24 protein-coding genes are annotated in these 24788 nt (G+C 72.9%); 14 read left to right on the plus strand and 10 right to left on the minus strand.

All coding sequences use genetic code 11. From position 1 onward, the window contains the following. Complete coding sequence (locus IF01_RS0100550) at nucleotides 1–1608, minus strand: ABC-F family ATP-binding cassette domain-containing protein (protein WP_030391177.1); 1608 nt, start codon at nucleotides 1606–1608, stop codon at nucleotides 1–3. Nucleotides 1609–2135: 527 nt separating this feature from the next. On the opposite strand from IF01_RS0100550, the gene IF01_RS48015 reads away from it, so the two are divergent. The 4 genes from IF01_RS48015 to IF01_RS0100575 all read left to right on the plus strand — a co-directional run bounded on the left by IF01_RS48015 (nucleotide 2136) and on the right by IF01_RS0100575 (nucleotide 6809). Next, nucleotides 2136–3446 carry a trypsin-like serine peptidase gene (locus tag IF01_RS48015; protein WP_157855129.1) on the plus strand — a complete coding sequence of 437 codons (1311 nt, stop codon included), beginning with the start codon at nucleotides 2136–2138 and terminating at the stop codon, nucleotides 3444–3446. 157 nt (nucleotides 3447–3603) lie between these two features. Beyond that, nucleotides 3604–5241 carry an ABC-F family ATP-binding cassette domain-containing protein gene (locus IF01_RS0100560; RefSeq protein ID WP_030391179.1) on the plus strand — a complete coding sequence of 546 codons (1638 nt, stop codon included), beginning with the start codon at nucleotides 3604–3606 and terminating at the stop codon, nucleotides 5239–5241. An 82-nt stretch (nucleotides 5242–5323) separates the two neighbouring features. After that, complete coding sequence (locus IF01_RS0100565; RefSeq protein ID WP_051754847.1) at nucleotides 5324–6013, plus strand: nitroreductase family protein; 690 nt, start codon at nucleotides 5324–5326, stop codon at nucleotides 6011–6013. A 205-nt stretch (nucleotides 6014–6218) separates the two neighbouring features. After that, complete coding sequence (locus tag IF01_RS0100575) at nucleotides 6219–6809, plus strand: GNAT family N-acetyltransferase (RefSeq protein WP_051754788.1); 591 nt, start codon at nucleotides 6219–6221, stop codon at nucleotides 6807–6809. 38 nt (nucleotides 6810–6847) lie between these two features. Here the strand turns inward: IF01_RS0100575 and IF01_RS0100580 are convergent, their stop codons facing one another. Both IF01_RS0100580 and IF01_RS0100585 read right to left on the minus strand, forming a co-directional pair. Then, complete coding sequence (locus tag IF01_RS0100580; RefSeq protein ID WP_030391182.1) at nucleotides 6848–7804, minus strand: aldo/keto reductase; 957 nt, start codon at nucleotides 7802–7804, stop codon at nucleotides 6848–6850. Between the two features lie 138 nt (nucleotides 7805–7942). Next, nucleotides 7943–8506, minus strand: coding sequence for a hypothetical protein (locus IF01_RS0100585; RefSeq protein ID WP_244215393.1), 564 nt, complete (start codon nucleotides 8504–8506; stop codon nucleotides 7943–7945). A 280-nt stretch (nucleotides 8507–8786) separates the two neighbouring features. Here IF01_RS0100585 and IF01_RS44885 point away from each other — a divergent pair, with 280 nt between their 5' ends. Continuing rightward, nucleotides 8787–10310, plus strand: coding sequence for a carbohydrate binding domain-containing protein (locus tag IF01_RS44885; protein ID WP_078879542.1), 1524 nt, complete (start codon nucleotides 8787–8789; stop codon nucleotides 10308–10310). Between the two features lie 202 nt (nucleotides 10311–10512). Then, on the plus strand, nucleotides 10513–11943 hold the full coding sequence (locus IF01_RS0100595; protein WP_030391185.1) for an SDR family NAD(P)-dependent oxidoreductase: 1431 nt from the start codon (nucleotides 10513–10515) through the stop codon (nucleotides 11941–11943). A 583-nt stretch (nucleotides 11944–12526) separates the two neighbouring features. Here the strand turns inward: IF01_RS0100595 and IF01_RS43405 are convergent. Continuing rightward, on the minus strand, nucleotides 12527–12862 hold the full coding sequence (locus IF01_RS43405) for a DUF6191 domain-containing protein (RefSeq protein WP_149030484.1): 336 nt from the start codon (nucleotides 12860–12862) through the stop codon (nucleotides 12527–12529). Between the two features lie 121 nt (nucleotides 12863–12983). After that, entirely contained in the window at nucleotides 12984–14090 is a 1107-nt protein-coding gene (locus IF01_RS0100610; RefSeq protein WP_051754790.1) for a restriction endonuclease, read from the minus strand. Between the two features lie 197 nt (nucleotides 14091–14287). On the opposite strand from IF01_RS0100610, the gene IF01_RS0100615 reads away from it, so the two are divergent. Further along, nucleotides 14288–15268 (plus strand): hypothetical protein, encoded by a 981-nt coding sequence (locus IF01_RS0100615; protein WP_030391189.1) that lies wholly within the window; start codon nucleotides 14288–14290, stop codon nucleotides 15266–15268. A 15-nt stretch (nucleotides 15269–15283) separates the two neighbouring features. Here the strand turns inward: IF01_RS0100615 and IF01_RS0100620 are convergent, their stop codons facing one another. Continuing rightward, on the minus strand, nucleotides 15284–15730 hold the full coding sequence (locus tag IF01_RS0100620; RefSeq protein ID WP_030391190.1) for a nitroreductase family deazaflavin-dependent oxidoreductase: 447 nt from the start codon (nucleotides 15728–15730) through the stop codon (nucleotides 15284–15286). A 114-nt stretch (nucleotides 15731–15844) separates the two neighbouring features. On the opposite strand from IF01_RS0100620, the gene cutA reads away from it, so the two are divergent. Further along, a complete protein-coding gene (cutA, locus tag IF01_RS0100625) occupies nucleotides 15845–16177 on the plus strand; it encodes a divalent-cation tolerance protein CutA (RefSeq protein WP_030391191.1) in 333 nt (110 codons plus the stop codon). A 52-nt stretch (nucleotides 16178–16229) separates the two neighbouring features. Here the strand turns inward: cutA and IF01_RS0100630 are convergent, their stop codons facing one another. After that, nucleotides 16230–17459 carry a GNAT family N-acetyltransferase gene (locus IF01_RS0100630; RefSeq protein WP_030391192.1) on the minus strand — a complete coding sequence of 410 codons (1230 nt, stop codon included), beginning with the start codon at nucleotides 17457–17459 and terminating at the stop codon, nucleotides 16230–16232. Nucleotides 17460–17638: 179 nt separating this feature from the next. Between IF01_RS0100630 and IF01_RS0100635 the strand changes: the two genes are divergently transcribed. Both IF01_RS0100635 and IF01_RS0100640 read left to right on the plus strand, forming a co-directional pair. Then, the gene (locus tag IF01_RS0100635; RefSeq protein WP_037778599.1) at nucleotides 17639–17989 is read left to right on the plus strand and encodes a hypothetical protein; all 351 of its coding nucleotides are present in this window, start codon (nucleotides 17639–17641) and stop codon (nucleotides 17987–17989) included. Further along, nucleotides 17986–18246: a hypothetical protein gene (locus IF01_RS0100640; RefSeq protein WP_030391194.1), complete on the plus strand. Its 261-nt coding sequence runs from the start codon at nucleotides 17986–17988 to the stop codon at nucleotides 18244–18246. The genes IF01_RS0100635 and IF01_RS0100640 overlap by 4 nt, the downstream gene beginning before the upstream one ends. Before the next feature lie 274 nt (nucleotides 18247–18520). Here the strand turns inward: IF01_RS0100640 and IF01_RS0100645 are convergent, their stop codons facing one another. After that, complete coding sequence (locus tag IF01_RS0100645) at nucleotides 18521–18847, minus strand: hypothetical protein (protein ID WP_030391195.1); 327 nt, start codon at nucleotides 18845–18847, stop codon at nucleotides 18521–18523. A 108-nt stretch (nucleotides 18848–18955) separates the two neighbouring features. Further along, nucleotides 18956–19831: an SDR family NAD(P)-dependent oxidoreductase gene (locus IF01_RS0100650; protein WP_051754791.1), complete on the minus strand. Its 876-nt coding sequence runs from the start codon at nucleotides 19829–19831 to the stop codon at nucleotides 18956–18958. 106 nt (nucleotides 19832–19937) lie between these two features. Between IF01_RS0100650 and IF01_RS0100655 the strand changes: the two genes are divergently transcribed. Further along, the gene (locus IF01_RS0100655) at nucleotides 19938–20615 is read left to right on the plus strand and encodes a TetR/AcrR family transcriptional regulator (protein WP_030391197.1); all 678 of its coding nucleotides are present in this window, start codon (nucleotides 19938–19940) and stop codon (nucleotides 20613–20615) included. A 52-nt stretch (nucleotides 20616–20667) separates the two neighbouring features. On the opposite strand, the gene IF01_RS0100660 is transcribed toward IF01_RS0100655, so the two are convergent. Further along, entirely contained in the window at nucleotides 20668–21336 is a 669-nt protein-coding gene (locus IF01_RS0100660) for a hypothetical protein (protein ID WP_078879545.1), read from the minus strand. Nucleotides 21337–21559: 223 nt separating this feature from the next. Here IF01_RS0100660 and IF01_RS0100665 point away from each other — a divergent pair, with 223 nt between their 5' ends. The 3 genes from IF01_RS0100665 to IF01_RS0100675 all read left to right on the plus strand — a co-directional run bounded on the left by IF01_RS0100665 (nucleotide 21560) and on the right by IF01_RS0100675 (nucleotide 24750). Beyond that, on the plus strand, nucleotides 21560–22780 hold the full coding sequence (locus IF01_RS0100665) for a cytochrome P450 (protein WP_369826259.1): 1221 nt from the start codon (nucleotides 21560–21562) through the stop codon (nucleotides 22778–22780). A gap of 90 nt (nucleotides 22781–22870) precedes the next feature. Then, the gene (locus IF01_RS0100670) at nucleotides 22871–24031 is read left to right on the plus strand and encodes a type III polyketide synthase (RefSeq protein WP_051741929.1); all 1161 of its coding nucleotides are present in this window, start codon (nucleotides 22871–22873) and stop codon (nucleotides 24029–24031) included. Then, nucleotides 24028–24750, plus strand: a complete 723-nt coding sequence (locus IF01_RS0100675; protein ID WP_078879547.1) for an NUDIX hydrolase — start codon at nucleotides 24028–24030, stop codon at nucleotides 24748–24750. Before IF01_RS0100670 ends, IF01_RS0100675 begins: the two co-directional genes overlap by 4 nt. Nucleotides 24751–24788: the final 38 nt, after the last annotated feature.

Raw genomic sequence — 24788 nt, forward strand, 5'->3', positions numbered from 1 at the left:
TCACATCGGATCCACCGTCCTCAACTCGCCGTCCAGCTCCAGCCACCGGGTGATGCCGAGGCCGCGCAGGAACGGCAGGTCGTGGCTGGCGACGATCAGCGCCCCCTGGTAGGCGGCGAGTGCCTGGGTGAGCTGGCGCACGCTGGCCAGGTCGAGGTTGTTGGTCGGCTCGTCGAGCAGCAGCAGCTGCGGCGGCGGGTCGGCCAGCAGCAGCGCCGCCAGGGTGGCCCGGAACCGCTCGCCGCCGGAGAGCGTGCCGGCCGGCTGGTCCGCCCGCCCGCCGCGGAACAGGAACCGGGCCAGCCGGGCCCGGATCGCGTTGTCCCCCGCGTTCGGTGCGAACAGCTTGACGTTGCCCACGACGGTCAGCTTGTCGTCCAGCAGGTCCAGCCGCTGCGGCAGGTGCCGCAGCGACACCGGGGCGGTGATCGTGCCGGAGAGCGGGGCGAGCTCACCGGCGACGGTGCGCAGCAGGGTGGTCTTGCCCGCGCCGTTGCGTCCGACCAGGGCGATCCGCTCGGGCCCGCGCAGGTCGAGCTCCGCGGTGATGCCGTGCGGCAGCCGCACCCGCTCCAGGGTGAGCACGGTGCGCCCGGCCGGAACCGCGGTGCGGGGCAGGTCGATCCGGATCTCGGCGTCGTCCCGCACGGCCTCCTCGGCCGCGGTGAGCTTGCGCCTGGCCTCCTCCAGCCGCTCGGTGTGCATGCCCTGGAGGCGGCCGGCGGTCTCCTGGCCCTGGCGTTTGAGCTTGCCGGCGACGATGTGCGGATCGTTGCGGGTGACCGAGCGCTTCTTCCCGTAGCTGGCGCTGCGATCCAGCCGCGTCCTGGCGTCGACCAAGTCCCGCTTCTGGCGCTGGACATCGGCCTCGGCGTGGCGCAGCAGCCGCTCGGCGGTCTCCTGCTGGGCGGCGACGGTGCGCTCGTAGTCGGTGAAGTTGCCCCCGTACCAGGTGACCTGGCCGTCCCTCAGCTCGGCGATCTGGTCGACGTGCTGGAGCAGCTCGCGGTCGTGGCTGACGATCACCATCACCCCGCCCCAGCCGGCCACCGTGTCGTAGAGCCGCTCGCGGGCGGCCCGGTCGAGGTTGTTGGTCGGCTCGTCGAGCAGCAGGACGTCGGGGCGGCGCAGCAGCAGGGCGGCCAGCCGCAGCAGGACGGCCTCGCCGCCGGAGAGTTCGCCGGTGGTGCGGTCGAGGCCGAGCCTGCGCAGGCCGAGCCGCTCGAGAAGGGCGCGGGCGCGCTCCTCGACGTCCCAGTCGTCGCCGATCGCGTCGAAGTGGCGCTGGTCGGTGGATCCGGCCTCGACGGCGTGCAGGGCCTCGCGCGCGGCCCGGACGCCGAGCGCCTCGTCGACCCGCAGGCCGGTGTCCAGGGTCAGCCCCTGCGGGAGGTAGCCGATCTCGCCGCCCACCCTCACGGTGCCTGAGGTGGGCGTGAGTTCGCCCGCGAGCAGGCGGAGCAGGGTGGACTTGCCCGCGCCGTTGAGCCCGATCAGCCCGGTGCGGCCGGGGCCGACGGCGAGGTGGAAGCCGTCGAGGACGGGCCTGCCGTCCGGCCAGTCGAAGGAGAGGTCGGTGCAGAGGAGCGAGGTGGTGGGTTGTGCCATGGAGGCCTCCCGAGGGTCTGCCGGACGCGGCCGGTCACCGGACGTGGTCGTGGGACGGCACGGGGAGACACCGCGGGTGCGGGCGGGACCGGGAAGGGGGCCGGAACGGGGCTCGGGTCGTCAGAGCGACGGGGGACGCCGGGCCGGCTCACCACTGAGGTCGGGCACTCGCACACTCACGGACCGCGCGGGCAGCACTGGGGCTGCGGCAGGGCAGCGAAGGCGCTGCGGCGCGGCGGGGGCGGTGTCTCGGGACCTCAGTAGAGCAACGGCCTTCTCCTGTTCTGGCGGGTGGCGAGGATCACGCTACGAAGGCGCCGGGGTGGTGTGCAACCGGTTTTTTCGGTGCCGATCGCGTGCCGATCCGGTGACAGCCCCGTCCCGGAACGGCCGACTGCCGGAAGCCGTCCGCCGCACATGGCAGACTCCTCCCCTGCCACTCCCGCCACACCCGCGGCCCGTCCGCCGCACGGTCCGTGGCGGGCACTCACATCCGTGGCGTGCATTCACAGGGGGAACCGAACATCATGTCATCGATATCCCGGGCGACGCGTGCCGCGCTGGGCGCCTCCGTCGTCGCTCTGACGATGGTCGTCGCGACCGCGTGCGGCCCGGACAACAGCGACCCGGCCGCCGCGCCGACCGCCGGGGCTCCGGGCGGGACGACCGCCGCGACCACCGCCGGCGCGACCGACAAGCCGGGCGGCCTGCCGCCGATCAAGCTGCCGACGGCCGACGAGCTGAAGAAGTGGAGCTTCGACGACTGGGACAAGTGGGCCCAGCAGAACGTCGTCTCCCCGGCCGTGAAGGGCTTCTGGGACCTGCAGAAGATCCTCAAGGCCAAGCCCTACAAGCCGGGCCCGGGCAGCCAGCCGACCGCGCCGGCCACCGCGCAGCCGACGAGTGCCGCGCCGGCGCAGCCGACCACCCCGCCGCCGGCGCAGCCGACCGCGGCGCAGCCCACCACCACCGCCCCCACCCAGCCGGGCGGCAGCGGCGGTACCGGTGGCGGCACCGGTGGCAACGGCGGCGGCAGCCAGAACGACCCGCAGCCGAAGCTGGTCGAGATGAAGCCCCTCCCGCACCCGTTCGCCAAGCCGGCCCACGTCAACGGCAAGCTGTTCTTCCAGGACGGCAAGCAGGACTACGTCTGCTCCGGCACGGTCGTCTCCGACCCCGCCAACCCGGGGAAGAGCAACCTCGTCTGGACCGCCAGCCACTGCCTGCACGGCGGCAAGGGCGGCAAGTACCACACCAACATCACCTTCGCCCCGGCCTTCAACAGCAGCGGCGCGGTGAGCGCCGGCAAGCAGGGCACCCTCGCCGACGCCGAGCCGTACGGCGAGTGGGGCGCCGTCGCGGGCATGGTCGCCCCGCAGTGGACGGCCGAGGCCGACCCGGAGAACGGCGGCCCGTGGAGCCAGTACGACTTCGGCATCCTCAGGGTCGCCAACCCGGACGGCAGCGCCAAGTCCCTGGAGGAGGTCGTCGGCGGCTCGGTGCCGGTCTGGTTCAACGCCCCGCGTGAGCAGATCGCCTCGGTCAGCACCTACGGCTACCCGGCCGCCAAGCCGTTCGACGGCATGGAGCTGGAGCACTGCGAGGCCGGCAAGCCGGCCCGCCGCTCGATGGACCCGTCCCGCCCGACCATGCTGATGACCGGCTGCAACGGCAGCGGCGGCGACAGCGGCGGCGGCTGGTTCACCACCAAGGACGGCAAGCAGGTGCTGGTGTCGGACACCTCCATCGGCGGCTCCGACAACACCTGGGAGGCCGGCCCGTACCTGGACGACGTCGCCCAGCACGCGCTGGAGTACTTCTCCAAGAAGAGCAAGTGACCCCGGTCACCCGCTGAACTCCCACCGGGGGCGGTGGCACCGCGCGTGCCACCGCCCCCGGCGGCGTTTCCGGCGGCACTGACGACGGCACTGGCGACGGCACCTCCGGCGGCACCCGCCCGGTGCGCTCCCCGACCCGCCTAGAATCGACGACATCATGAGCGCCACACTCGTCGTCAAGGACCTCGCCGCCGGCCACGGCGAGCGCACCCTCTTCTCCGGCCTGGACCTGGTCGTCGCCCCCGGCGACGTGATCGGCCTGGTCGGCGTGAACGGGGCCGGCAAGTCGACCCTGCTGCGCCTGCTGGCCGGCCTGGACACCCCGGAGGGCGGTTCGCGGCGGCTCAGCCCCGCCTCCGCCAACGTCGGCCACCTCCCGCAGGAGCCGGAGCGCCGCGCCGACGAGTCGGTCCGCGACTTCCTGGCCCGCCGCACCGGCGTGTCCGCCGCGCAGGCCGCGCTGGACGAGGCCACCCAGGGCCTGGTCGACGGCACGCCCGGTGCCGACGACGCCTACGCGGAGAGCCTGGACCGCTGGCTGGAGCTCGGCGGCGCCGACCTGGAGGACCGGGCCGAGGAGGTCGCCGACTCGCTCGGCCTCAGGATCTCCCTGGACCTGCCGATGACCGCGCTCTCGGGCGGCCAGGCCGCCCGGGCCGGCCTCGCCTCGCTGCTGCTCTCCCGCTACGACGTCTTCCTGCTCGACGAGCCCACCAACGACCTCGACCTGGACGGCCTGGAGCGGCTGGAGTCCTTCGTCAAGGGCCTGCGCGCCGGCACCGTGGTGATCAGCCACGACCGCGAGTTCCTGGCCCGCACGGTGACCAAGGTGCTGGAGCTCGACCTGCACCAGAACCAGGTCAACCTGTTCGGCGGCGGCTACGAGGCGTACCTCGAGGAGCGCGCCACGGCCCGCCGGCACGCCCGCGAGGACTACGAGGAGTACGCCGACACCAAGGCGGGCCTGGAGGCCCGGGCCCGGATGCAGCGCGGCTGGATGGAGAACGGCGTCCGCAACGCCCGCCGCAAGTCCAGCGACAACGACAAGATCGGGCGCGCGATGCGCACCGAGTCCACCGAGAAGCAGGCCGCCAAGGCCCGGCAGACCCAGCGGATGATCGAGCGGCTGGACACGGTCGAGGAGCCCCGCAAGGAGTGGGAGCTGCGGATGGAGATCGCCGCCGCGCCGCGCTCCGGCTCGGTGGTCGCCACCCTGCGCGGGGCCACCGCCCGGCGCGGCGACTTCGTGCTCGGCCCGGTGGACCTGCAGATCGACTGGGCGGACCGGGTCGCCATCACCGGTGCCAACGGCGCGGGCAAGTCCACGCTGCTGGCCGCCCTGCTGGGCCGGCTCGAACTCGACTCCGGCAGCGCGGCGCTGGGCTCCGGCGTGGTCGTCGGCGAGGTGGACCAGGCGCGCGGGCTGTTCCTCGGCGGGGAGCCGCTGCTGGAGGCGTTCGCCGCCGCCGTCCCGGAGCTCGCGCCGGACGAGGTCCGCACCCTGCTGGCGAAGTTCGGGCTGAAGGCGGTGCACGTGCTGCGCCCCGCGGACACCCTCTCCCCCGGCGAGCGGACCAGGGCGGCGCTCGCGCTGCTCCAGGCGCGCGGGGTGAACCTGCTGGTGCTGGACGAGCCCACCAACCACCTGGACCTGGCGGCCATCGAGCAGTTGGAGTCGGCGCTCGCCTCGTACACCGGCACGCTGCTGCTGGTCACGCACGACCGGCGGATGCTGGACACGGTGGCGGTGAACCGGCGGATCGAGGTCGGCGGCGGGCGGGTCGCCGAGCTGTAGCCCGGAATCCGTGAGCACTGCGGGCCGGGGAGGAGGTCCAGACCTCTTCCCCGGCCCGCCGTCATGTGCTGTGCTGTCGCCCATGGTTGACAGCACAGCGCTCGACAGCGCGGTGGCGGGGACGCCCTACCCGAGTGTCCCGCTCACCCCCATGACCGTGCCCGCCCACGAGGCGGAGGCACGCAGCAGGTCCTTCCACGACGTGATGGCGCAGCGCCGGACCGTCCGCGACTACTCGACCCGGCCGATCCCGGACGGTGTGGTGGAGTGGGCGATCCGCACCGCCAACACCGCGCCGAGCGGCGCGCACGTCCAGCCCTGGCGGTTCGTGGTGATCACCGATCCGGAGCGCAAGCGCCGACTGCGGGAGGCCGCCGAGGCCGAGGAGCGCGAGTTCTACGCGCACCGGGCCTCCGAGGAGTGGCTGGCCGCACTGGCGCCGATCGGCACCGACTGGGAGAAGCCCTTCCTGGAGGACGCCCCGGCCGTGATCGTGGTCTTCGAGGTGCACAAGGGCCCGCACTCGCCGCGCCCGTACTACACCAAGGAGTCGGTGGGCATCGCGGTCGGCCTGCTGCTCGCCACGCTGCACCAGGCGGGGCTGGCCACGCTCACCCACACGCCGAGCCCGATGAAGTTCCTCAACGAGGTGTGCGAACGGCCGCAGGAGGAACGGGCCGCGTACGTCATCCCGGTGGGGTACCCCGCGGAGGGGGCGCGCGTACCGGACCTGCGGCGCAAGGAGCTCGACGAGGTGCTGATCCAGCTCTGACGCGCCCCCGGACGGCCCGGTAAGCGGCGACGGGCGGTGGTGACGGATACAGGACGTCGACATAATCGCTGTCATGAATCACGTCATGCCATCGCCGTGCGGGGGCGCGTCCGGTTCCCTCTCGTCGTCCGCGCCTCCGTCCTCCTCGCCTCCGTCCGCCTCGCCTTCGCCCGGCGCGCCCGCGCCCGGTACGCCCGACGCGCCCGTGCCCGACGGGCCCACCCTCAGTACACCCACCCTCGGCCGGCCGCCCGAACTGCTGCGGCCGGCCGAGGGGATCACCCTGCGCCGCCGTTCCGCCGCCCAGAGCCTCGCCCTCAACGCCGCCGTCCGGGCCAATCTGGACCATCTGCGCCCCTGGCTGGAGTGGGCCGCCGAGGCCCCCACCGTCGCCCGCACCGCCGAGCTGACCGAGGCCGGTGCCGCCGCCTGGGACGCCGGCACCGACTTCATCTACCTGGTCGGCCTGGACGCCGAACCCGGCCGGGTGATCGGCTCGTTCGGCCTGCACCGCCGGATCGGGCCGGGCGCGCTGGAGATCGGCTACTGGGTCGGCACCGACCACGTCGGCCGGGGCATCGCCACCACCGCCGCCCGGGCCCTCACCGAGGCGGCGTTCGCCCTGCCCGGCATCCACCGGGTCGAGATCCACTGCGACCCGGCGAACGCCGCCAGCGCCGCGGTGGCCCGACGGCTCGGCTTCCGCCTCGACCGCGAGATCGACGCACAGGTGCGGGCACCGGGCGAGACCGGGCGCAAGCAGATCTGGGTGCAGGAGCGCCGCCCCGCCCGGTAGCGTTCCGCCCCGTGGCGCTCCGTCCGGCAGCGCCCCGCTCAGTACCGGTCGCCCGAGGGCGCCGGCAGCGCGTCCAGCTCGGCGAGGTCCGCCGGCGACAGCACCAGCTCGGCCGCCGCCGCGTTCTCCGCCAGGTACTTGGGCGTCTTGGTGCCCGGGATCGGCAGCACGTACCGCCCCTGCGCGACCACCCAGGCGAGCGCCACCTGCGCGGGCGTCGCGCCGACCCGCGCCGCGACCGCCCGCACCCGCTCCACCAGCGCCAGGTTCGCCTTCAGCGCGTCCTGCTGGAAGCGCGGCAGCCCACGGCGGAAGTCGTCGGCCGGCAGCTCGTCGAAGGAGGCGATGCCGCCGGTCAGGAAGCCCCGGCCGAGCGGCGAGAACGGCAGGAACGCGATCCCGTGCTCCTCGGTGTAGGGCAGCACCTCGGCCAGCGAGTCCCTGGTCCACAGCGACAGTTCGTTCTGCACCGAGGCCACCGGGTGGACGGCCCGCGCCCGCTCGATCTCCTCGACGCCCACCTCGGACAGCCCGATCCGGCGCGCCTTGCCGGCCGCCACCGCCTCGGCGAGCGCGCCCCAGGACTCCTCGATCGGCACCTCCGGGTCGACCCGGTGCAACTGGTACAGGTCGACGTGGTCGGTACCGAGCCGGTGCAGGCTGTCGTCGATCGCCCGCCGGATGTGCTCGGGCCGGCCGTTGCGCAGCACCCGCTCCTCACCCGTGCCCGGCACCAGGCCCACCTTGGTGGCGAGCACCGCCCGCTCCCGGTACGGACCGGCCAGCGCGGCGCCGACCACCTCCTCGTTGCTGTACGGGCCGTAGATGTCGGAGGTGTCGATCAGCGTGACCCCGAGGTCGAGCGCCTGCCGGATCACCCGCACCGAGGTCTCGTCGTCCCGGTTGTGGACGTCGTAGGCCCAGGTCATCCCCATGCAGCCGAGGCCGACGACCCCGACCTCGGGACCCTCGCTGCCGAGCGTGGCGTTGCGCATGACGTACTCCTCACTGGTGTCGGCCCCCGTGGCGCCGACGTGCGACCGGATCAACGGGCACCAGCCTGCCCCTTGGAGTGCACTCGAGGTCAAGCGACACCGCCGCGCCGGGCCGGTGCCCCGCCGCCGATCCACGCATCAGCCCCGCCGCGCGAGCGCCGCGGCACCGGCGGCCGTCCAGATCCGCCGCGCCAGTTCCTCCGGCGCCAGGGTGCCGTCGACGGTCAGGCCGCAGTCGGCCCGCAGCGGCTCGATGTGGCGCTCGTGCGCGTCCCGCCGGTGCTCGACGTAGTTCCGCAGCAGCACCGCGAGCGGGAAGCCGCCCGCGACGCACTTGCGTTCGATCTTGCGGGCCAGCCGGAGGTCCGCCGCCACGTCAACGAACACGTCCAGTCGGGGGCGGGCGCGCGGCGAGGACACCCGGCGGGCGAAGAGGCCCTCGACGATCACCACCGGGACGGCGTCGAGCGCCGCAGCGAGGTCGGCGTCCAGCCGCTCGCCGTCGATCGAGCACGGATCGCCGACGTCCAGCCGGGGCGTCCCGGTCTCGTCGGGCGCCCACACGCCCCGCCCCGGTTCGGCGTACCAGTAGTCGTCGCCGTGCAGGACCCGGACCGGCTCCTCCGCCGCGGCCGCCACGAGCGCCGCGGCCAGTGTCGTCTTGCCCGCTCCCGCACCGCCGGTCAGTGTCAGCAGCACCATGCCCTCCCCCTTCTTCCGGCCGACGGCGCGAGCACCGCCCGGCCGGCGACCGTACGCCCACCGGCATCCTCCCGCCGGAACCTTAACGTCCGCGTAAGGCGTGCCGGGAGCCTGCTTTGATGCCCCGAAGGTTCTTGACGTGCCCAGGTGGTCTAGTCCAGCTTGGTCCTCAGCACCGCGCACCTCCCCCACCCGGACCACCTTCCGCCGTCACCCGCCCCCGCGCCTCCTCCCCACCGCGCGAGGCCGGTGGCAGGCCTCGTTCCCGAGAGGCACCCCCATGCCACGCGCGCCCCACGACACCCCTGCCCGGCACCGCCGCCCGGCGGTCCGCTCCAAGCTGCTCGGCCTCACCGCCGCCGTCGTCCTCGCGGGCGGCGGCCTGGCCACGATCGCCGGGAACGCCGGCGCCGCCGACGGCAACCTGCTCGCCAACCCCGGGTTCGAGAGCGGCTCGCTCGGCCCCTGGAGCTGTTCCGGCACCACCGGCAGCGTGGTCAACTCCGGCGCGCACGGCGGCTCCTACGCGCTGAGCGGCGCCGTCGGCAGCTCCGACACCGCGCAGTGCGGCCAGAGCGTCGCCGTGAAGCCCAACACCACCTACACGCTGAGTGCCTGGGTCAAGGGCCAGTACGTGTACCTCGGCGCGACCGGCAGCGGGGTCACCGACCCGGCCGTCTGGACGCCCGGCGGCAGCAGCTGGCAGCAGCTGACCGCCACTTTCACCACCGGCGCGGCCACCACCAGCGTCAACGTCTACCTGCACGGCTGGTACGGCCAGGGCGGCTACCTCGCCGACGACGTCGCGCTGTCCGGCCCCGGCGGCAACCCGACCACCCCGCCGCCCACCACCGCCCCGCCGACCACGACGCCCCCGACCACCACCCCGCCCACGACCGCGCCGCCCACCACCCCCGCGCCCAACGTGGCGCTCCCGGTGGCCCCGTACATCGACATGGGCGCCTGGCCGACCCCCTCGCTGCCCGCGATGGCCAAGTCCGGCAACCTCAAGGCCTTCACCATGGGCTTCGTCACCGGCGTCGGCTGCAAGGCCAGCTGGTTCAACGCCTACGACCCGCGCACCGGCTGGGCCAAGGACCAGATCGACGCGCTGCGCGCGGCCGGCGGCGACGTCAAGCTCTCCTTCGGCGGCGCGAGCGGCACCGAACTCGCCGCGGCCTGCACCACCGTGGACTCGCTGTTCGCCGAGTACGACGCCGTCGTGAAGGCCTACAACCTGCGCTACGTGGACTTCGACATCGAGGGCGCCGCGATCGCCGACACCGCCGCCAACGACCGCCGCTCCGCCGCCCTCGCCAAGCTGCAGAAGGCCAACCCGGGGCTGAAGGTCTCCTTCACCCTGCCGGTCCTCCCGGAGGGCCTCACCACCGAGGGCGTCGCCATCGTCCGCTCGGCCCGCGACGCGGGCGTGGACGTCGACCTCGTCAACATCATGGCGATGGACTACTACCGCTCCGGCGCGGACTACGGCGACGCCGCCGTCCAGGCCGCGCAGTCCCTGTACGGCCAGCTCAAGGCCCTGTACCCGGCCAAGAGCGACGCCCAGCTGTGGTCGGCGGTCGGCGTCACCCCGATGATCGGCGAGAACGACGACCACCAGGTCTACAACCAGGCCGACGCCCAGCAGCTGGTCGCCTTCGCCCGTCAGCACCACCTCGGCGAGCTGGCCTTCTGGGACGCCACCCGGGACGCCAACGCCTGCACCGGCGGCCTCTTCAAGTGCACCAACATCCCGCAGCAGCCCTACGAGTTCGCCAAGATCTTCGCCCAGTACGCCGGCTGAGCAACCCCGGCCGGGCGACTCCGGCCGAACACCCCGGCCGAACAGCCCCATCCGCACCCGCACCGGCGGCCCCACCCCCACGGGCCGCCGGTGCGGCGTTATTCGAGCGCGCGTTCGCGGACGGTCCACTACAGTCCCCCCATCACCGGGGCCGCCCACCAGCGGCTCCGACGCAGGTGAACAGGCACGCGAGGGGGCGGACATGACAGTCCGGGACGACACGGGCACCACGACCGGGGAGATCACCGCCGAGGAACTGGCCGCGTTCAGCCGCACCCTCGGCCGCCTGCGCGCACTGCCCACCGGCGACCTCACCCGGCTGCACGCCGAGCGACAACTCAGCTCCTTCCACCGCGAGAGCCGCAAGCAGCGCCGTCAGGAGGAGCGCGCCGAGATCCTGGCCGCCGACGCCCGTCTGCTCGCCGCCACCGCCACCGGCGCCCCGGACCGCCGCGAGGACGCCCCGCTCGCCGCCGTACCCGTCGGCCCCGCAACGGGCCGCCCCGCAACCGCCCACCCCGCACCGCTCGGCGAACTCCGCGGCGGCCGCCGCTGCTACGTCTGCAAACAGCGCTACCGCGAGGTGGACGCGTTCTACCACATGCTCTGCCGCCCCTGCGCGGCCGACAACACCGCCCGCCGCGCACTCTCCACCGACCTCCGGGGCCGCCGCGCGCTGCTCACCGGCGGCCGAGTGAAGATCGGCTTCCAGCTGGCCCTGATGATGCTGCGCGACGGCGCCGAGCTGCTCGTCACCAGCCGCTTCCCGCACGACACCGTACGCCGCTTCCGGGCCGCCGAGGGCAGCGCCGCCTGGTGGGACCGGCTCACCGTCATCGGCATCGACCTGCGCGACCCGCGCCAGGTCCTCGGCCTCACCGAGCAACTGCGCGCCGACGGGCGGCCGTTGGACATTCTGGTCAACAACGCCGCGCAGACCCTGCGCCGCCCGCCCGAGTCCTACGCGCTGCTGACCGCCGGCGAGCGGTCCGCCCTGCCCTCGGGCGACGCCGCGAGCATCACGCATGCGCCCGGCTTCCGGCCGACGGCCGCCCTGGCTCCGTCACCGTCACCGCTCCCGGGGCCGCTCCCGATCACGCTTCCGATCCCGCTCGGGGCCGACGAGGCCGGCCTGCTGCCGGACCTCGCGGACACCAACTCCTGGTCCGCACGCCTCGGTTCGCTCGACCCCACCGAGGTCCTGGAGGTCCAGCTCGTCAACGCGCTCGCCCCGGCCCTGCTCTGCGACCGGTTGCTGCCACTGCTGCTCGCCTCCCCGCACCCGCGCCGCTACATCGTCAACGTCACGGCCGTGGAGGGCCGGTTCGCCGTCCGCAACAAAACCGCCGGCCACCCGCACACCAATATGGCCAAGGCCGCGCTCAACATGCTCACCCGCACCAGCGCGGCCGAACTCGCCACCCAGGGCGTGCACATGTGCGCCGTCGACACCGGCTGGATCACCGACGAGAACCCGGCCCCCCGAAAGGCCCGGATCGCCGCCACCGGCTTCCGCACCCCGCTCGACATCGTCGACGGCGCCGCCCGCGTCTACGACCCCGTCGTCCGCGGCGAGGCGGGCTCCCCGGTCTCGGGGGTCTTCCTCAAGGACTACCGCGAGGCGGCGTGGTGACCGACCGACCGCGAGTCGGCCCTCCGGACCGCGGCCCGTGGTCGCGGTCCGGACGTCCTTTCGCATTCATCGATCCTGCTCGCCCCGGCACTACCGGTCGAGCAGCCTGAAACGCGGAAACTCCCTCGGTGTGCGCCGCCGCACCCGGCACGCGCCGCACGAATCGACCGACCGGGTTGAGCTCACGAACGCGGCGGGCAGCCGGACCGGCGGGCGCTCGGTGCGGGCGGCCCGCTCGGCGGTCTTCGCCCGGGCTGCGATCGTCGACCTGCGCGCTCGAAGCTTGGGCGACCGAAGCACAAAGGGCTCCTCCATGGGAAGCTTCGGCACCGCATGCGGCCGCTCGGCCAGTTCCGCGCACCAACGCTCGGCCCACGCCGGATCGAGGGCGTACAGCGCGGCCGCCCCCCAGAAGATCCCACAGCCGGTCGATCCGGTCCCCCAGCTCGTACCGCAGCTCGGCCCGTTGGTCCTCATCCATCCTCGGCACTCCCTCGCGCACGGAACGCCGGTTCCCTGCGGCGCACACGGCCGAGCATACACACTTAACGTCCAACTGACGATAAGTGGTCCGGGTGCCCGTTCAGCCGCCGGACGGACCCCCGGCCGCCTCCTCGGCCACCCGCTTGCGGATCACCACCGCGGTGCCCGCGTCCAGGTCGATACCGTGGCCGGGCGGGGCTGTCGCGTGGTCGTCGTCGCGCAGGACGAGCTGCGCCTGGCGCTGCTCGACCTGGACGCGCTTGCCCGCGTGGAAAAGGGCGTGCAGTTCCTCGAACACCGACATGCCGAAGCCACCGGAGGATCCCGATCCGGCCTCCGGCCCGCCGTTGCGGCGATTGCTCACCACCGCCGCCAGGGCGACCAGACCGGTCACCAGGACGGCCGCCGCCATGACCACTGCCACCACTACCGTCATGCCGTTCGAACGATCGGGTCACGCACGATCGTTCCGACGCCCGCCGCGCAGGAGGTCGACCTCGCCGACTTCCTGCGCGGCGGCCGGTAGCGGTCACTGCCCCGCGGTCACTGCCCCGCGGTCACTGCCCGGCAGCCACCGCTTCCTCGTCCGTGACCTCCAGGCCGTACGCCACGACCGCCTGCCGCAGGCCGCCCGGATAGCCCGCGAGGGCGGGGGTGAAGTCCCAGTCCCCCGCCTCGCTGCGGTCGAAGCGGCCGAGGCGCATGGCGATGTTGCTCTCCGCCCCGTCCGCGAGGTGGACGACGGCCGCGTCCTGGTCGGCGCCCGCCTCGAGGATCAGCGCCGGTCCGGCGAACCCGGCCATGGTGGCCGAGGGGTGGTTCTCGGTGTCGGCGGCGGCGATGACGACGAGCCGGTCCGCCTCGGCGGGCAGCGCGTCGAAGTCGACCATCAGGCAGGCGTTGGCGTCGTCGTAGCCGGTGACGAGGCGGACCGAACCGTCCGGCGTGGAGGCGTTGTTGTAGAAGACGAGGTGGTCGTCGGAGAGCGCGCGGTTGCCCTTGCAGACCAGGGCGGCGATGTCGTACTCCTCCTCCCCCGTCCAGTGCAGCAGGAGCCGCGCGGGCTCGGCGGCCACGTCGATCGCGGGCGCACTGTCGCCCGACCCGCCGCCGGCCGCGTCGTCCGCGGCGCTCGCGTAGGCGGGCGCGAACATCTCGTGGAAGCCGTGGTGCTTGAGCAGGCCGACCAGCTCGGAGCCGTTGATCAGCGTGATCGGCTTGCCGGAGACGAACTGGTGCGAGCTGGGGCCGAACTTGCTGGTGGTGACGAGCACGGCCTTGGTGGCCGCCCGGTCGTGCTGGAGCGTTCCGAAGAGGTCCCGCACGACCGACGGGGTCACCGTGTCCCGGTAGCGCTTGACCTGCACGATCACATTCCCGCCCCGGAACGGGTCGCTGTCGATGCCGCGCACGTCCACCCCGCCGTCCTTCGACCGGGCGGTCAGCTCGACCTTCATGCCCATCGACTCCATCAGCCGGGCTATCAGCTGCTCGAACTCGATCGGGTCCATCTCCAGCAGGAGTTGGAGCTCGCGCACCCGCCGTGCCATCCGGCCGCGGTTCGCATTGGTGTCGTCGCGGAGGTGCCGGAACAGCATCCGCTGGGCGCGGCGCTCGTTGGCATCGGGATTGCTGAGACGGTGGAGCTTGCGGCTCCGGGACATAGGTACTCCCTCGAACGCACATGGCTGACGTTTCGTCAGGTGCGTGTCAGAAATGGCGACTTCAGGACGGCTTGGGCACATCCCCCGCTGGGTAAGTGAGTAGGTTACCGCCGTACGCGGACTCTGTCGTTCGGATCGGCACGGGCAGGTTCCCCGACAGCCCGCCTGCGATCACGACCCGCTGCCAGAATTGCCGCATGAGCACCGAGGGAGCACCGCTGGAGCTGGCGCACTACTACCCGGGCTGGATCTGGGACGACGCCGCCGTGGGGCGGATGAAGAGCCTGCTGCTCTACTTCGACGGCTTCGCCCTGCTGCTGCCCGAGCACCACTTCGGGACGACGGTCGCCCGCGAGGAGCGGCTCGCCGGTCCGCTGCACGACAGGGGGCTGCTGCACAACCTGGAGCCGGACACCTGGCTCGACGCGGACAGTGCGCTGCTCGTCCAGGAGGCTGCCCAGAACACTCGGCGGAGCACGGTCCAGGAGCCGCTGAACGCCGCGAGGACGGGTGACTTCAGCGGGTCGATCACCGCCGACCACTTCGGCCCCGTGGAAATACGGGCCCCACGCATCGACGAACTGCTGCAGTCCGGCGCGGTGACCCGTCTGCGCCCTGACCTCGGCCCGGACATGGTCGAGATGGCGCCCACCGCCCGCGAGGCCGCCCTCATGGCGCTGGCCCTCGTCGCCCAGCAGCGCATCGCCGACAGCCGCCTGCACCTGGTGGGTGACCTGCCCGAAGCGAATCACGCCACCGCTTTCGCCGTGCACCGCGACCTGGAGGACGTCGGCATCGACCTCTCGCCGGTGCCGCTCGACGAGATCCTCGACTTCAAGAAACGGTACGGCGACGACTACAAGAGGTACGCCCGTGAGTTGCGCGTCTTCGTCCGGGCGCTCGAAGGGATCGATCACCTGGCAGACCGTAAGCAGTTGTTGAACGATCGCAAGGAATCGCTCGCCGACCAGGCCGCCGCACTCCGCCGGACCCGTCGAGCCTGGGGCCGCCCCCTGGCATCGCTCGCCCTCGCCGGAGCGGGCGCCGCCTGGACCCTGCACCAACCCGATCTCGTGGGGGCTCTCCTCGGCCTGTCCCAAGCGGCGTCGGGATTCACGACGCCGCCCAAGCAGCACACCCCCTTCACCTACCTCCTCGAAGCACGCCGGCTGGGGTGAACCCGGAACCCGGGCCTACCGGAGCCCGGGCTCCAGCACGAAGACCGGGATCACCCGGTCGGTCTTCTCCTGGTACTCGGCGTACGCCGGGTACGCGGCGACCGCGCGCTCCCACCACTCGGCCCTCTCCTCGCCCGTGACCTCGCGGGCCGTCATCTCCTGGCGCGCGGGACCGTCCTGGAGCTCCACGTGCGGGTCGGACTTGAGGTTGAAGTACCAGACCGGGTGCTCCGGGAAGCCGCCCTTCGAGGCCACGGCCGCGTACCGCCCATCGTGCTCCACCCGCATCACCGGGATCTTGCGGATCTTGCCGCTCTTCGCGCCGCGCATCGTGACGATGACGACCGGCAGGCCCGTGTCCCAGAGGGTCGTGCCCTGCGTGCCGCCCGAACTCTCGTACAGCTCGACCTGGTCGCGGATCCACTGCGCCGGACTCGGCTCGTACTCGCCCTCAAGAGGCATCGCGTTCACTCCGTGGTCGCGTCGTGAAGAAGGGACATCCCGGGCGGGCAGCCTATCGAGCGCGGGGCTCCGGTGCTCCCTCGGCGCTCCGCTCCGTGGTTAGGCTCTCCCGTCATGGCAACGAACGACAGTGAGCTCCTCGTGGTGACCACGACCCACGACGAGGAGACGAAGGCGCGCATCCTGGCGGCGGACGTCGTACGGGCGCGGCTGGCCGCCTGTGCGCAGGTGTACCGGATCCAGTCCGTGTACTGGTGGGACGGCGAGGTCCAGGACGCGGCGGAGTGGCGGACCGACTTCAAGACGCGCGCCGAACTGGCTGACGCACTGGTGGAGTTCATCGGCGAGCGGCACGAGTACGACACGCCGGAGGTGATCGCCGTGCCGGTGGTGGCGAGCAGCGCCGCCTACCTGGAGTGGGTGCGGGCGGAGACGACTCAGGGGTGAACGGAGCGCAGGAAGTCGGCGGATCCGACTTCCTGCGCTCCCCGAACGCCCGTCAGAACCAGTGCAGGCAGTGCGGGGGCTGCTCGGTGCGGAAGAGGGTGTCCGCCACGGCCGCCGCGCCCGGATGGCGGGCCTCGATGCGGCCGGCGCGGACCAGGGTGCTCGGGGTGGTGCCGCCGAGGTAGATCGAGCCGAGGTCGCTGACGTCCAGGGTCAGGTCCGGCTCCCGCTCGGTCTCCACGCACTCCGCCTTGCCGTCCCGGACGGTCAGCAGGTAGCGGTTGCGCTCGCCGAGGAAGGCGTCGTCGACGTCGAGCACCAGCTCCCCGTCCGCGTACCAGCCTCGTGCGGCCAGGGCGCGCGGCACGTCCAGCAGTCGCACCCAGAGCCAGTCCTCCTCGGCGCTGGTCTCACCGCTGCGGATGTCCTCCAGCTGCCACCGCAGCGGGTGCCAGGACGGGACGTGCTTGAACACGATCTGGCCGACCAGGTCGTGGCCGAGCACCGTCCGGGCCAGGGTCGTGAACACCGTGTCGTCGAGGGCGATGACCTCGTCCACGGTCAGCGTGCTCGTCTTGTTCACGCGGTCGAACTCGCCGAGCGCGTAGCTGGCGTAGCCGTCCGGGACGCCGGCGGCGTCCCGGTGCAGCACGACGTAGCGCGGCGCCGGGGAGATGGGGGGCTGTCCGCCCCGCAGGGCCCACCAACGGTGCGGGCGGGAGAGAGCACCGGGCTGGGCGAGGCGGTAGCGGTCGTAGACGTCCTCCAGGATCTCCTGGCAGTCGTCGCTCCGCACCAGCTCGACCGAACCGGTGTCCTCGCCGCCCGCCCTCGGGGTGATCAGCTCGGCCCGCCTGCGCGGCACGGTCAGCCGGTTGGTCCACGTCGCCGGTCCGTAGCCGAAGCGGCGGTAGATCACGGCCTCCGAGGCCAGCAGCACCGAGAGGAACTCGCCGCGCTCCCGGACGTCCGCGAGCTGGCGCCGCATCATCGCGGTGAGCGCGCCCCGGCGCCGGTGGGTGGGCGCGACGCCGACGGCGGTGACACCCGAGACCGGGACGACGGCGCCCCCGGGCAGGGTGAGCTCGAAGGTGTACGCGGCAGCGGTGCCGACGGGCCGCCCGTCGTCCGCCACGGCGAACAGTCCCCGGTCCATCTCGAACGCCGACCACCAGGCCCCGCCGCCGTCCTCGGTGGTGGTTCCGGGGAACAGCCCGAAGGCCGAGTGCATGGTGGCGATGAACTTCTCGCGGTCCTGCTCGGTCGTGGCACGGATCTCCATCGGTACTGCGGCCTCCCCGGCTCGTCCGCACCACCTCCCGTGGCGCCCAGCCACAGTGCATCCGCCCCGACTACCGAGGTCAAGCGAATTACCCCCGCACCGGCAAGCCCCATGAGGACCGTGCACCACTCCACCGGTCGGCACCGAGTAGGCTCACCCGGGAGGAGAGGAGGGCCGCCATGAGCCAGCCCGTGCACGACGGAATCGAGCTGATCCCTCGGCCCGAGCAGAATCCGGCAGCACTCAGAGCCGCCCTGGCCGTGGTTGCCGCAGACCGCCTCCCGGAAATGCTCGACGGACAGACCAAGGCGATGGCCGAGGCCATCGAGACCGCGAGCGTGCAGCCACTCCGCTCGTTCGTAGCTCACTGGTCAGCGGTGGTGGAGATCGAGCGGCACCCGGCGACAGCCCGGGCCTACCACCGGTCGAACTATCTCGCGAACCATGCCGCAACCCTTGCCGAGTGTCGCGAACACGCCACCGCCGTCGCCGAGTTCTACCGCACCGCCTATGCGGCGGTGAACGAGTGACCTGGAGCTGGGAGTACCTCCCCAGCGAACAGCATGTGACCGCCGGAGCCCCGACCGACATCCTGGCGGCCGTCGAACATCGGGCCGCTGAACTGGTCCGTGCCGCCGAAGCGCTCTACCTGGACGGCACCTCCTACCAGGGCAGTGGGGAGCCGATGCGCTACCTGGACATCGCGGGCGGCCTGCTCTCCTACTACGTCGTCCCGCGCCTGGAACTCGTGGTCGTCTGCCAGGTCACACCGCCGCCGGGGCTCTGATTCCTCGCACTACCGCCACTACTGAGCCCGACCAGCAGTTTCGTTCCAGAAGGACGTGACTGGCGGTCGCGCCTCGAGCTCTCCGCGAGGACCACGGCGTAGGAGTCCTCTGCGTCACGCCCCCAACACCACTCAACGTGACCGCCCCGATGAGCGGGCGAACGGTGGCCACCCTCCGAGTCGACGGGACCCGTGCCACCGGGGTGGGCGTCGGGGGCCGGGCGGGAGCCCTCGGCCTGCCGGGGGTGGCGGGCCGAGGGGTGGGGCGGGTCGGTCAGCTGAAGATCACCGAGCGCAGCTTCAGGCGGTTGCCGAGCTTCTTGCCCGGGTTCATGACGTAGTAGGTGTCGCCGTCGCAGTCGAAGTCGAGGAAGACCGTGGCCGTGGAGGTGGTGAAGTTCTCCGGTGCGAAGGCCGGGTGGTCCTCGGTGGCACCGAACAGGTTGATGCACTCGCGGCTCCTGGGGTCGGCGAGCCCGGCCGGGACTCCGGGACCGACCTTGTAGAGGAAGTCGCCGGTGGCGGCCTGGGCGGAGGTCGGTACGGCAAGGGTGATCAGCAGGGCCCCGGCGGCGGCGACCAGGGAGTTACGAAGGCGCATGGCGATTCCTCGGATTCAACGGTGCCGGAACGTCCGACGCGGCGTCGATTCCCCTCCGCCCGCCCGCGCAACGGCCGTACACCCGATCGAGGGAGGAAGATCACCCGTTCAGGCCACCCGCTCACCGCTCGGGTTACGGCTGCCGCCCGCCATGGCGTCGCGGACGCCGCGCGAGAGGCGTTCGGCCATCGCGGCGACCAGGGTGCGCGGGCGGCGCGGGGTGAGGTGGGCGCTGAGCTGGTTGGCGAAGCCCGGCACCACGTAGGCGCGGTCGGCGTCGAGCGCCCGCAGCGCCGCCCGCACGACCGGCCCGACCGTCGCGAAGCTGCCCGTGACGGCCGCCTTCCGGGTGCCGATGACGTTGAAGAACTCGGTCTCCACCGGCCCGGGGCAGAACGCCAGGACGCGGATGCCGCGGCGCCGGTACTCCTGGCGCAGCGCGAGGCTGAAGTTGAGCACGAAGGTCTTCGAGGCACCGTAGACGGCGAGGTACGGGGTGGGCTGGAAGCTCGCCGTGGAGGACACGTTGATCACCGAACCCCCGCCGCGCGCGAGCATGCCGGGCAGCAGCTCGTGGGTGAGGTCGACGAGGGCGACCACGTTGACCATCAGCTGGTCGTGGTCGCGCTGCCCGTCGATGGTCTCGAACGGGCCGCAGGTGCCGAAGCCGGCGTTGTTGACCAGGAGGTCCACGGCGAGGCCCCGGTCGGCGAGTTCGGCGCCGACACGGCGGGCGGCGTCGGGAGCGGAGAGGTCCTGGACCAGGACGTGGGCGGTGACGCCGTGGGCCTCGCCGAGGCGCTTGGCGAGGTCGTGCAGGCGGTCGGCGGAGCGGGCGACCAGGACGAGGTCGTGGCCGCGCGCGGCGAGCTGGGCGGCGAACTCGGCGCCGAGGCCGGAGGACGCGCCGGTGATCAGAGCAGTGGTGGCAGTGCGCACGGTGGTGCTCCCTTGTCCATCGATCCATGAGACGATCTGTGACATCAGAGTATCGGATAACAGAAGAGCTGCGACAGCCCTGTTTCAGTTAGCAGGCGAGCCGATCCCCCGCTGTACCGTTCCCGGGTACGCCAGAGCTGGAGGCACACAGATGAACCGCACGCCCGGGCGCCCGCTGCGCGCCGACGCCGAACGCAGTGTCCGCGCGATCCTCGCGGCGGCCGAACGCGTCCTGGCCGAGCACCCGGGCGCGACCATGGAGCAGATCGCGGAGGCCGCCGGGGTCACCCGCACCACCGTGCACCGCCGCTTCGCCAGCCGGCAGGCGCTGGTCGACGCGCTGGCCACCGAGGCCGCGGCCAAGCTCGCCGAGGCGATCGAGGACGGGCACCCGGAGACCGCGCCGCCGCTGGTCGCGCTGCACCGGGCGACGGCCAATGTGCTGCGGGTGAAGGCCGCCTGGGGCTTCGCCCTCGGGCCGGCGGCCGCCGGGAGCGAGCCGGCCGCCCGGATCCACGAGGAGGTCGCCCGCCGCTGCGTCGAACTGCTCGGCCGGATCCAGGAGCAGGGCGTGATCGCCGCGGACGCCGACCTGGAGTGGGTGCGGCGGGTCTACTACGCCCTCATCGGCGAGGTCCTGCACGGGGAGCCGGCCCACGGCTGCGGCCCGGCCACCGCGGGAACGGCCGCCGCAGGATCGGCCACTGCGGGAACGACCACCGCCGGAACGACCACCGCGGGAACGACCACGGCCCTCGACCCGGACGCGCTGGCGACCAGGATCGTGGACACCGTGCTCCACGGCGTCGGCCCGCGCCCGGCGGGCTGACGCCGCCGGGCGGCAGGGCCGACAACCGCACAGCGGCGATCAACAGCGGCGATCAGGCGCAGAGCGACTGCCCCTGCGCCGCCCGCACCGATTCCACCAGTTCCGTCGTCGCGCGCTCCTGCTTCTCGTTCGCCGCCTCGTCGGCCTTGGGGACGAGCAGGCCCGGGCCCACCAGCACCGAGGCGAACGCGACCCGGCCGGGATCGCTCCTGCAGAGATCGGCCACTGCGGCGCTGCCCCGGCTCGCCACGACACCGCGCCCCACCCAGTCGCCCATCCGGCCTCCGGAGCTGCTCGTGGAGTCGGCCTTCGTCGCCATTACCCGGACGACCACGGCCTCCGCGTCGTCCACCGTGATCGTGCAGGTCCGAACGCTGCTCCCGTTGCCGTCGCCGCGCGTCTCCCGCTGCTCCTCCGTCCCCGCCCTCCCCTTGGGCAGCAGGGCGTCGAGCGGCGTACCGGCCGCCCGCGGGAGGCCGCACAGCGTCTGCTCCACCACTTGGTCGTCGTCCCCGCCGAGCAGCACCACGGCGCCGACGGCGACCGCCCCCAGCGCCACGACCGCGCCACCGGCGATCACCAGGGCACGGCGACGGCCGGACGACCCGGAGGCGCCCGGCGTGACCACCTCCGCCGCACCGTTCTCCGGCTCGTCCGTCCCGCGTCTCGCCGTCCCGTCCATGTCGCTCTCCCCCTCGCGCCCGAACTCCCGCCCGGGCACTCCTTGATCGTCGATGCGGCGCGCAGCGTACCGCGGTGCCGACCGGCGGGCCCAGGACTTTTGCGGCACCTCCTGGAGGTCCAACTCGCCCATATGGCATGACAATCGTCTATCTCCCTCGATCGAGGGAAAGATCGCCCATGACGCCATTTTCGCCGCCGGATGGGGGAACATCAGCACGTCCGCGCCCGAACGATCCCGGTCGGGCGGCAGAACCCGGCCCCTGGATCAGCCCGTGACTCCCTCCTCCGCATCCGTGTGGGACTGCCCCTTCAACCACACCGACGGCCTGGAGTTCGACCCCCTCCTCAAGCGACTGCTCACCGAGGAGCCGATCGCCAGAATCCGCCTGCCGCACGGCGAGGGCGAGGCCTGGCTGGCCACCCGCTACGAGGACGTCCGCGTGGTCACCACCGACCGCCGGTTCAGCCGCGCCGCGGGCATCGGCCGGGACCTGCCCCGGATGACGCCCGCCCCGATCGCCCAGGTCGAGTCCATCAACCTCATGGACCCGCCGGCCCACAACCGGCTGCGCCGCCTCGTCGCCCAGGGGTTCACCAACCGCCAGGTCGAGCGGATGCGCGCGCACACCCAGCGCGTCGTCGACGGCTACCTCGACGAGATGACCGAGCACGGCGCCCCGGCCGACCTCGTCGCCCACCTCTCCGCCCGGCTCCCGCTCACCACCATCTGCGAGCTGCTCGACATCCCCGCCGAGGACCGCACCGAACTCCGCGGCCACGCCGTCGCGATGATGGCGATGGGGCCGAACAGCGGCGCCGGCCAGGTCAACGCCAAGACCGCGCTGCGCGCCTACTTCGCCGAGCTCACCGCCGCCCGCCGCCGTGATCCCGGCGAGGACCTCATCAGCGCTCTCGCCACCGCCCGCGACGGCGCCGAGCTGCTGGACGACGACGAACTCGCCGTGATGGCCATGGTCCTGCTGGTCACCGGCCACGACACCAGCACCTACGAGCTGTCCAACATCACCTACACCCTGCTCACCCACCCCGAGCAGCTCGCCAAACTCCGCGCCCAGCCCGAGATGCTGCCGCGCGCCCTGGAGGAGTTGCTCCGCTTCATCCCGTTCCGCCAGGGCGTGGGCATCGCCCGGGTCGCCACCGAGGACGTCGAGCTCGGCGGCGTGCTGATCCGGGCCGGCGAGCCGGTGCACGTCTCCTACCTGGCCGCCAACCGCGACCCGGCGGTGTACGAGCGGCCCGACGAGCTCGACCTCGACCGGGGCGCCCCCACCCATATGACCTTCGGCTACGGCACCCACCACTGCCTCGGCTCCCATCTGGCCCGGATGGAGCTCCAGGTGGCCATCGGCACCCTGCTGAACCGGTTCCCGGGGCTCCGGCTCGCCGTGCCGCCGGAGGCGCTGGACTGGCGGACCGGCTCGATCTGGCGCTACCCGCGGACCCTGCCCGTCGCCTGGTGACGACCGCCCCCAGCCGCAGACCGCCTGCCCGCAGGAACCCTGCCAACAGGCCACCTGCCCCCAGGCCACCTGCCCATCGGAGACCCCGCCATGCCAACGCTCTGCCGCCCCGCCGTCGCCGTCCCCGAGCACGTCATCACGCTCGACCAGACCCTCGACCTGGCGCGCACCCTGCACGCCGACCACCCGCAACTCGGGCTCGCCCTGCGGCTGATCGAGAACACCGGGGTGCGGACCAGGCACCTGGTCCAGCCCATCGAGGAGACCCTCCGCCACCCCGGCTTCACCGCGCGCAACGCCGTCTACGAGCGGGAGGCCAAACGCCGCGTCCCCGAGGTGGTCGAGCGCGCCCTCGGCCACGCCGACCTCACGGCCCAGGACATCGACCTCATCCTCTACGTGTCCTGCACCGGCTTCATGATGCCCTCGCTGACCGCCTGGCTGATCAACAGCATGGGGTTCCGCTCCGACACCCGCCAGCTGCCGATCGCCCAGCTCGGCTGCGCGGCCGGCGGCGCCGCCGTCAACCGGGCGCACGACTTCTGCCGCGCCTACCCCGGCGCCAACGTGCTCATCGTCGCCTGCGAGTTCTGCTCGCTCTGCTACCAGCCCACCGACCTCGGCGTCGGCTCGCTGCTCTCCAACGGGCTGTTCGGCGACGCGATCGCCGCCGTCGTGCTGCGCGGCCACGGCGGCACCGGCGTCCACCTGGAGCGGAACGGCTCGCACCTCGTCCCGGACACCGAGCACTGGATCTCCTACGGGGTAAAGGACACCGGCTTCCACTTCCAGCTCGACAAGCGCGTGCCAGGCACCATGGAGATGCTCGCCCCAGCCCTGCGCGCCCTGGCCACCGACCACGCCTGGGACGTCTCCGGCCTCGGCTTCTACATCGTGCACGCGGGCGGCCCGCGGATCCTCGACGACCTCTGCACCTTCCTCAACCTGGAGCCGGCCGCGTTCCGGTTCTCCCGTGCCACGCTCACCGAGCGCGGCAACATCGCCAGCGCCGTGGTCTTCGACGCGCTGGCCCGGATGTTCGAGGAGGGCGGGGTCGAGGACGGCACCCAGGGGCTGATCGCGGGCTTCGGCCCGGGCATCACCGCCGAGATCTCGCTTGGCAGTTGGGTGCGGCAGCCGCTGGAGGCGAAGGTCCCGCGCCGGCCCCGGGCGATCGACGCCGCGGAGCTGACCCTGGCTCATCAGACCACCCCCCTGCTGCGTCCGGCCGGGACTACGATCACCGAATGACCGATACCACCGATGCCAGCCATGCCACCGATGCGGCCGGGACGGCCGATGCCGCCGCTGTCACAGCTGTCGGCGCTGTCACCGATACGGCCGGGGCGACCAATGGGGCCGGGGCGACCGGGACGGCCGGGGCGCCGTCGATCCCCAGACCGCCCCGGCCCGGTGACGCGTCCCGGGCCACCGAGCTGGCTGCGCTCTTCCCCGCCCTGCACGCCCCGCAGTACTGGGCCTGGGGCCGCTACGACGCGCAGTTCTCGACCGTCCTGCCGCCGGACGAGCTGGTCACCAACATCCACCTGGTGGGCTTCACCGACGGCGACCGGGTGGTGCTCTGCCGTGACGACCGGAACCACTGGTTCCTGCCCGGCGGCACCCGCGAGCACAACGAGTCCGTGGACTCCTGCCTGGTCCGCGAGCTGCGCGAGGAGGCCGGCGCCCGGCTGCTCGGCGAGCCGGTCTGGCTGGGGGCGCACCGCTGCGTGACCGACGACCCGGTGCCCTACCGGCCGTGGCAGCCGCACCCGGAGAAGGCGTGGCTCTGGGGCTGGGCCGACGTGGCGGTGGACTCGGTGCCGACCAACCCGGACGACGGCGAGCAGGTCGTCGAGGTGCGGGCGGTGGAGCCGGACGAGGCCCGGCGGCTGCTGCTGGACGGCCACGAGGCCTGGTGGGGCGAGCTGATCGCGCTGGCGGTCGAGCTGCGGTCACGACCGCGCTGAGTCGGGCCCGACGGCCGCCGGGCCGCGCCCAGGAGCCC

The sequence above is a fragment of the Kitasatospora purpeofusca genome, assembly GCF_000718025.1.
Taxonomy (GTDB): domain Bacteria; phylum Actinomycetota; class Actinomycetes; order Streptomycetales; family Streptomycetaceae; genus Kitasatospora; species Kitasatospora purpeofusca.

Excerpts from the sequence above, each read along its gene's own strand:
- IF01_RS0100620 (WP_030391190.1), bottom strand. The coding sequence starts at position 15,730 with ATGCCTCTTGAGGGCGAGTACGAGCCGAGTCCGGCGCAGTGGATCCGC.
- IF01_RS43405 (WP_149030484.1), bottom strand. The coding sequence starts at position 12,862 with ATGACGGTAGTGGTGGCAGTGGTCATGGCGGCGGCCGTCCTGGTGACC.
- IF01_RS48015 (WP_157855129.1), top strand. The coding sequence starts at position 2,136 with ATGTCATCGATATCCCGGGCGACGCGTGCCGCGCTGGGCGCCTCCGTC.
- IF01_RS0100630 (WP_030391192.1), bottom strand. The coding sequence starts at position 17,459 with ATGGAGATCCGTGCCACGACCGAGCAGGACCGCGAGAAGTTCATCGCC.
- IF01_RS0100585 (WP_244215393.1), bottom strand. The coding sequence starts at position 8,506 with ATGGTGCTGCTGACACTGACCGGCGGTGCGGGAGCGGGCAAGACGACA.
- IF01_RS0100635 (WP_037778599.1), top strand. The coding sequence starts at position 17,639 with ATGAGCCAGCCCGTGCACGACGGAATCGAGCTGATCCCTCGGCCCGAG.
- IF01_RS0100650 (WP_051754791.1), bottom strand. The coding sequence starts at position 19,831 with ATGTCACAGATCGTCTCATGGATCGATGGACAAGGGAGCACCACCGTG.
- IF01_RS0100655 (WP_030391197.1), top strand. The coding sequence starts at position 19,938 with ATGAACCGCACGCCCGGGCGCCCGCTGCGCGCCGACGCCGAACGCAGT.
- IF01_RS0100645 (WP_030391195.1), bottom strand. The coding sequence starts at position 18,847 with ATGCGCCTTCGTAACTCCCTGGTCGCCGCCGCCGGGGCCCTGCTGATC.
- IF01_RS0100615 (WP_030391189.1), top strand. The coding sequence starts at position 14,288 with ATGAGCACCGAGGGAGCACCGCTGGAGCTGGCGCACTACTACCCGGGC.
- IF01_RS0100675 (WP_078879547.1), top strand. The coding sequence starts at position 24,028 with ATGACCGATACCACCGATGCCAGCCATGCCACCGATGCGGCCGGGACG.
- IF01_RS0100565 (WP_051754847.1), top strand. The coding sequence starts at position 5,324 with ATGGTTGACAGCACAGCGCTCGACAGCGCGGTGGCGGGGACGCCCTAC.
- IF01_RS44885 (WP_078879542.1), top strand. The coding sequence starts at position 8,787 with ATGCCACGCGCGCCCCACGACACCCCTGCCCGGCACCGCCGCCCGGCG.
- IF01_RS0100550 (WP_030391177.1), bottom strand. The coding sequence starts at position 1,608 with ATGGCACAACCCACCACCTCGCTCCTCTGCACCGACCTCTCCTTCGAC.
- IF01_RS0100560 (WP_030391179.1), top strand. The coding sequence starts at position 3,604 with ATGAGCGCCACACTCGTCGTCAAGGACCTCGCCGCCGGCCACGGCGAG.
- cutA (WP_030391191.1), top strand. The coding sequence starts at position 15,845 with ATGGCAACGAACGACAGTGAGCTCCTCGTGGTGACCACGACCCACGAC.
- IF01_RS0100580 (WP_030391182.1), bottom strand. The coding sequence starts at position 7,804 with ATGCGCAACGCCACGCTCGGCAGCGAGGGTCCCGAGGTCGGGGTCGTC.
- IF01_RS0100670 (WP_051741929.1), top strand. The coding sequence starts at position 22,871 with ATGCCAACGCTCTGCCGCCCCGCCGTCGCCGTCCCCGAGCACGTCATC.
- IF01_RS0100610 (WP_051754790.1), bottom strand. The coding sequence starts at position 14,090 with ATGTCCCGGAGCCGCAAGCTCCACCGTCTCAGCAATCCCGATGCCAAC.
- IF01_RS0100595 (WP_030391185.1), top strand. The coding sequence starts at position 10,513 with ATGACAGTCCGGGACGACACGGGCACCACGACCGGGGAGATCACCGCC.